Here is a 605-nt window from a genome sequence, read left to right as displayed (position 1 = left end):
GACGTTCGAGAGCGGGATTGAAAAAACCGTGCACTGGTACCTGAACAACCAGACCTGGTGGCAGCGCGTGCTGGACGGCTCCTATGCCGGCGAGCGTCTTGGCCTGAATAACTAATAAGGAAGTAAAGATGAAAGGTATTGTTCTGGCCGGCGGCTCCGGCACGCGTTTATATCCCATCACTCAGGGCGTCTCCAAGCAGCTGCTGCCTATCTACGACAAGCCGATGATTTTCTACCCGGTGTCCGTCCTGATGCTGGCGGGTATTCGCGACATCCTGATCATCTCCACCCCGGACGACATGCCTTCCTTCCAGCGCCTGCTGGGTGACGGGTCGCAGTTCGGGGTGAACTTCAGCTACGCCGTCCAGCCGTCGCCGGACGGCCTGGCGCAGGCCTTTATCATTGGCGAGAAGTTCATCGGCAACGATGCCTGCGCCCTGGTGCTGGGGGATAATATCTACTTTGGCCAGAGCTTCGGTAAAAAACTGGAAGCGGCGGCGGCGAAGACCTCCGGTGCCACGGTGTTTGGTTATCAGGTGCTGGATCCGGAGCGTTTCGGGGTGGTGGAGTTCGACGAGAACTTTAAGGCGCNGTCCATCGAGGAG

At 58.4% G+C, this 605-nt stretch carries 1 protein-coding gene and 1 pseudogene; both read left to right on the top strand.

Annotation, left to right across the window (positions count from 1 at the left end):
- Positions 1-115, top strand: a pseudogene (locus tag VZP09_RS12625) (dTDP-glucose 4,6-dehydratase); the annotation flags it as partial.
- Between the two features lie 13 nt (positions 116-128).
- The coding region (locus tag VZP09_RS12620; RefSeq protein WP_328795184.1) for a sugar phosphate nucleotidyltransferase at positions 129-605 on the top strand (477 nt) is incomplete at its 3' end.

Source organism: Klebsiella sp. EMBS2024 (genome assembly GCF_036233805.1).
GTDB classification, from domain to species: domain Bacteria; phylum Pseudomonadota; class Gammaproteobacteria; order Enterobacterales; family Enterobacteriaceae; genus Klebsiella; species Klebsiella pneumoniae.
Note: the sequence above shows the minus strand (reverse complement) of the source record. Positions and strands in the feature narration are given on the sequence as shown.